The organism is Microcystis sp. M53603_WE2, assembly GCF_030065435.1.
The window spans coordinates 1-5,654 of record NZ_JASJFF010000713.1 but is presented as its reverse complement, the minus strand read 5'-3'; the positions used below and the strand labels follow the sequence as shown (position 1 = coordinate 5,654).

Here is a 5,654-nt window from a genome sequence, read left to right as displayed (position 1 = left end):
CAACTTCTAAGGCTTCGGGTAACAAACTTTCCGGTAAACGGGGAGCTAACCCGATCAATGCCTCTGCACGGGAGTATTCATTCTCAATCCCTCTGGCAACTTCTAAGGCTTCGGGTAACAAACTTTCCGGTAAATGGGGAGCTAACCCGATCAATGCCTCTGCACGGTAGTTTTCAGACCCAATCCCTCTGGCAATTTCTAAGGCTTCGGGTAATAAAGTAGGGGGAAGATAGGGAGTAATTTTCTCTAGTCCTTCGGCTTGCTTGCTAGAATCTTGACTTTGCCGTACATAAACCAATCCCTGAGCAGGTGTCCATATTTCATGTTTAATCAGTGCCGCAATTAATTCTGGTGGAATATTAGTCGCCAAACTATTGAGGGAAGTGGTGATCAAAGCATAACGCACTTGTAACGCTATAGACTGACTGGGATTCTCAATAAAATGCTCCTCCGCCAGTTGCCACGCCCGGGAAACATCCTTAATAAAAATTGCTGTTTTCCCTTCCCTTTCACATTGACTATACCAACCATTATGACCTTCTGCCGTTTCTTCCCTCAGTAATAGATGAATCTGGGCTATCTGTCCCGCTTTTTCTAAATGCCAGAGCAAATGATTATAAATGTAGCCATCATCCTCTAAACTATGCCAGTTTGATCCCCCTAAATCCCCCTTACTAAGGGGGACTTCCACCTCTTTTCCCCCCTTTTCAAGGGGGGTTAGGGGGGATCTCTTAATTTGTTTTTGATACCGTTGTAAAAGCTGTTGATGTGCTTCAGCCATTGATAACCCTAACCCCGGTAATTGATAATCTGTTTCAGGATGAGGAGACGCTAGGATCAGATTTCGGGCTAAATCATGTAACAAATCATGGACGCGATAACTCGTTAAGAGTTCACTAGAAACCCCCGTTAATAATAAAGCCTTACTCCGTAAATATCTTAAAGTTTGCCTCGCTTCTCTAACCGGACAATCCCATAAAGTCGTCGCCATCTTTTCCGTAATGGTAACATCATCGGGTAAAACTCCTAACCAACTAAATTGTCTCAATCTTTGCCCATTTAATCGCTTTAAACTGAGATTAAAGCAAGCAATTAAACTATAATGTTTTCGTTTTTCTTCATTGGCAGTATCTCCAGCTTCCAAGCGGTCTAAAATTTCTAAATGAGCGATTTCTGCTCGTAAATCTTCGATTAATTCAGCCCAAGGAATCCCATCTTCAATTTGTGCCGCCGTCAACTCCAAAGCTAAGGGTAAATAACCGACAATTTTGGCTAATATTTTGGCTTGTTTCTGATCTGCTAAATTTAATTCATGCTTTAGATAACTCGTTAATAAGGCTAAAGATTGGCTTTCCGTCATCACATCCAAATCATAACGAATTGCCCCTTTAACGGGAACTTCCCTAGTGGTTACTAATAATTTACATTGATTTACTGCTACTCTAAAAGGATCAATATCTTCTACATTCCAGAGATCATCTACTACTAATAAAGCCTTTTTATCTGCCAATAAAGTCCTCAAGTGTAAGGATGCGGCATCAATACCCGTCGGCTTAAAATTATAATCTCCTAAAGCTTGAATCCAGCCATGAAGAAAGGATAAAATATCTGGTTGTTGTCCTAAAGTTGCCCAGAAAATGCCATCAGGAAAATAAGCTTGAACTTCTTTTTCTTGTGCTAATGCCGCCGCTAAAGTGGATTTACCAATACCTCCTAAGCCATAAATCGCACTAATAACTAAAGTTCCAGTTTTTTCCGTTGTTTCTGACAATAAAAGTTTCTTTAACTCAATACTAACCTCTGGACGTTCGACAAAATAACTCGGTTTAGGAGGAGCTTGATTACGATAGGAAGAAGATTTTAAAGAAGCGGATATAACCGGTTTAGGTTCAGGATCAATATCATGGTTTTCTAATATCTCACACCATTCGGGATTGTCATAAACTCTTGCCAAAGATTCAGCTTCTAAAGATGCTGGACGATCTATACTTAGCTGTTTAGATTGTACCCCAATCACTAACCCATAACAAACAATTGCTGATCCCGATGTTCCTTGCCAAGGTGACTGATCTTTTCCTAATCTTTCTAATTGTTCATCGGTGGGTTGTATGTCTTGACTATCTTTAATATTTAATAACAAACGGTTATGAGGAACACGATTAGCCACATCGATAGTTCCCTCAATGTGTAACCCTGTGGCGTATTTTATACCATCTTCAACATACCGTAAAAATAGAGGAAAGCCCAAAAAGTCAAATTTAACTTTTTGGGTGCTACTCGCATCAGGTAACAACCCAAAACCTACAGGATCACAAGTTTCGATAGTTTCTGGTAATTCTACTAAGGCTATATCGATATTATCGGGAGCTTTCCAAATTACTTGAGCGTCTATATCCTGCTTATCAGAATAGTTTGATGCTGATCTAAGTCGTACTTTACAGTCGTTACTATTATCAAACAGATGCCGACAAGTCAAGAGTAAACGTCCCCCAATTCGATAGGCACTGCCATATTGAGGGGCAACGATTTCTAAAGCGCGTTCAGGTTGGAATTGGGACATAACTTATCGGATTGATGTAACGTATTATTCTGGGATGGTGATGGGTTACGCTTCGCTAACCCATCCTACAAATTAACTGCTTTGGGGGCAAGCATTACGTCCCTAGGGGTATAAAATTCTAATCGGGTTTATCATCACTTGCTGTCTTGATAGCTCCTCCATCTTTCCCAATGGGTTTAAGGGGAATTTTAATTCTATGGGTTATCGTATCTTTATTGGTGGTACCCCCACCCATTTCTACTACCCAAAATTTTAGCCCACCTTTGCCTTCTTTCGACTGCTCAACCACAAATTGAACCTCTAATTCAATTTCACCCACTTCAAAGCGAATCTGCTCACCCTCAGAGGCTAAAATAGATTTACTCAGTTCAACCCGCAAGGGAGCATCTCACCTTTGTAACCCCTAAATCAGGTTTTTATGTCAAGCTATTTTAAAAGCCTTGCTAGAAACCAGGTTTAGGAATAAGTATAATTACTCACTTGCATAAATGAGATGCTCTCCCTTTCAATTCTATCGTTTTTCTGAGACTTTAGGGCGGAAGGGTTGCCTTTCTTAAATGACATAATAGCCCAACCCGATCGCTAAGGAAAGCGCGGGTTGGGAAAAGACATCGACCTAATATTATCTCAAGACTAAAATGACAAATTGAATTAGCATCGAGCTATTTTGCCAATACAAGGTGTCAAGATCAAACTAAGGAGCTAAACGTTGCCTTTGCCAAGTACCATCTTCTTGACGATAATAACAGAGACGATCGTGAAGACGACTGGGGCGACCTTGCCAGAACTCGATTAAACTAGGAATTAGGCGAAATCCGCCCCAATGAGGAGGACGGGGAACTTCACGACCCGCATATTCTTCTTTTAGTTCTGTCAGGCGTTTTTCGAGGATATCTCGCCCAGAAATCACTTCACTTTGATTGGAGGCCCAGGCCCCTAAACGGGATTCCCAGGGACGGACAAAAAAGTAATTATCCGATTCCTCCTCGCTGATTTTTTCTACAGTTCCCTCGATCCTAATTTGCCGTTGCAATTCTCCCCACCAAAACACTAGGGCCGCATTGGGATTGGCGATTAATTCCTGTCCTTTGGCGCTGTGGTAGTTGGTAAAGAGAACAAAACCGCGAGGATCGAAGTCTTTTAACAGTACCATGCGGGCCCGGGGTTTACCCTCCGGGGAAATAGTGGCTAAAGTCATAGCGTTGGGTTCCAATCTTCCCGAAGATACCGCCCGTTCTAGCCATTGTTTAAATACAATGAAAGGATCGGCAGATGTTTCTGACTCTAGCAATTCTTCGAGATTGTAGTCCAAGCGCAGGTCAGCGATCGATATGTCCATGGTTTTGCTTGCTAAATTTTATCCTTTGAGATCCTACAAGATTCTACAATCATGACTATCACCTCGGCCAGTGATGCGATCGCCTCTCTTTTAGAAATGGCGGAACAGGGAGAAATTGACCCCTGGGATGTGCAGGTTATTGATGTGATCGATCGCTTTTTGGCAGAATTGGGGTTATTAAATGATCTAGATTTAGCCATGGCCCAAGCTAATTTACCCCAATCGGGACAGGCTTTTTTATGGGCTTCTATGTTAGTTTTATTTAAGGCTGATACCCTAGAAAGATTGTCTTTAGACCAGCAAGAAGAAAGTCTGATAGATGAGGAAATTAGCGACTTAGAACGGGAATTAAGAACTTTACCCCGTTATCTAGAAAATCATATTCGCCGTCGTACTGCCGCCCCACCACCGCGAAAAAGACGGGTAACTTTGCAGGAGTTAATCACTCAATTACAACAGATTGCCCTAGAGATTGAAGCTTTACCGAAACTGCCTGTAGTTGTCCCGAAACCCCGGCCCCAATCCCGACGGGAAGCGGTACAAATTATCACGGAATTGGCCCACCAAGAAAACCTGACGGAATTGGCAGCGGAACTGGACTTTTTTTTGCAGAGAAAGTTTTTTCAATTGGAGAAAAAGGAGATAGAGTTTGAGTATTTATTAGATTTATGGCAAGCAGAAAAGCCCTCTAGTCACTCGGCAACACAGGAAAAGGTGGCGATTTTTTGGGCTTTACTTTTACTGGCTTCTCAATCAAAAGTGGAATTAAAACAAGAGGATTTTTATCAGGATTTGAGTATTTCTTTAATTAGGGTTTGCTGAAAAGCTTTTTCGTGGGGGTAGGGTGTGGGGTGTAGGGTGTAGGGTGTGGGGTTTTACCGATTTTCAGGTGGTCAACTACCTAATTTTCAGGGAAAAAGTACCTGAATTTTCCCCCCGATCACTCCAATGGTAGGCACTTTTTGAAGGAAAAAAAGTCTAAAAGTCTTACCCAACAAGGTTTTTAGATTTATTCAGCCAACCCTAATTAGGGTTGGCTGAAAAGCTTTTTCAGCCAACCCTAGATAGCTTAATATCTTAGCGGGTTAAGGCCGCGCCTCTTTCGTACAAAGTGCGGGCATAATCGGTCCAAGTACCTTGGCCCCAATAACGGAAACAACTGGTTTGCACGAGCAAATTATAAAGCAGTGCCTCCAGATAATCCGGTCGTCGGGTGAAGCTAGGATCCGCCTGTACTAAAGGATCATATTTCTCGTGGAATTTAGCGCTTAATTGGTTCATCGGTTCGAGGACATTTTCGTAACCGCGCACCCAACTGAGATCATTGGTCCAAGATGCCCCATCCATGGTAAAACGGTGGTCGGACTGTTTTAACTCAGCGATCGCCTGTTCCACTGCTTCAGGGGTAGCGGCATCCGGATTAACTCGCTGCCAGATTTTATGCTGGTGTACGGCTTGAATTGGGGGATAATCTTCTGGATTAACACCAGCAGCCTCGATTAACTCCAGATATTCCGTACCGTTAAATCCTGCCACACTGGAACCCCCCTGCATTTCCCGCCAAGGATTGGGAAAATCGCGAGGAAATTCATTCATCATCACGCCACCATTTTCACCGTCGGCAATCTGGGAACCTAGGGAAGGAACCCAAACGCCGCCGATTTGCTGTTTACCGCGGCATTTGGCCTCGTGGTAGGGTTGCATTTGGGCGACTAATTTGGTGTCGGAACCCTGGGTTTTAATCAAAGCAGTAAT

General features: G+C 42.7%; 4 protein-coding genes and 1 pseudogene. 1 reads left to right on the top strand and 4 read right to left on the bottom strand.

Annotated features, from left to right (window positions below):
• The 3 genes from PX481_RS15365 to pdxH form a co-directional block, all read right to left on the bottom strand.
• The coding region (locus tag PX481_RS15365) for an NB-ARC domain-containing protein (protein ID WP_288094898.1) at window positions 1-2,560 on the bottom strand (2,560 nt) is incomplete at its 3' end.
• Between the two features lie 118 nt (window positions 2,561-2,678).
• Window positions 2,679-2,939, bottom strand: a complete 261-nt coding sequence (locus PX481_RS15360) for a trypco2 family protein (RefSeq protein WP_288034136.1) — start codon at window positions 2,937-2,939, stop codon at window positions 2,679-2,681.
• 315 nt (window positions 2,940-3,254) lie between these two features.
• The gene (pdxH, locus tag PX481_RS15355; RefSeq protein ID WP_002776399.1) at window positions 3,255-3,899 is read right to left on the bottom strand and encodes a pyridoxamine 5'-phosphate oxidase; all 645 of its coding nucleotides are present in this window, start codon (window positions 3,897-3,899) and stop codon (window positions 3,255-3,257) included.
• Window positions 3,900-3,950: 51 nt separating this feature from the next.
• Between pdxH and PX481_RS15350 the strand changes: the two genes are divergently transcribed.
• The gene (locus PX481_RS15350; protein WP_002760523.1) at window positions 3,951-4,721 is read left to right on the top strand and encodes a segregation/condensation protein A; all 771 of its coding nucleotides are present in this window, start codon (window positions 3,951-3,953) and stop codon (window positions 4,719-4,721) included.
• A 255-nt stretch (window positions 4,722-4,976) separates the two neighbouring features.
• Here the strand turns inward: PX481_RS15350 and PX481_RS15345 are convergent.
• A pseudogene (locus PX481_RS15345) lies at window positions 4,977-5,654 on the bottom strand (glycosyl hydrolase family 57); the annotation flags it as partial.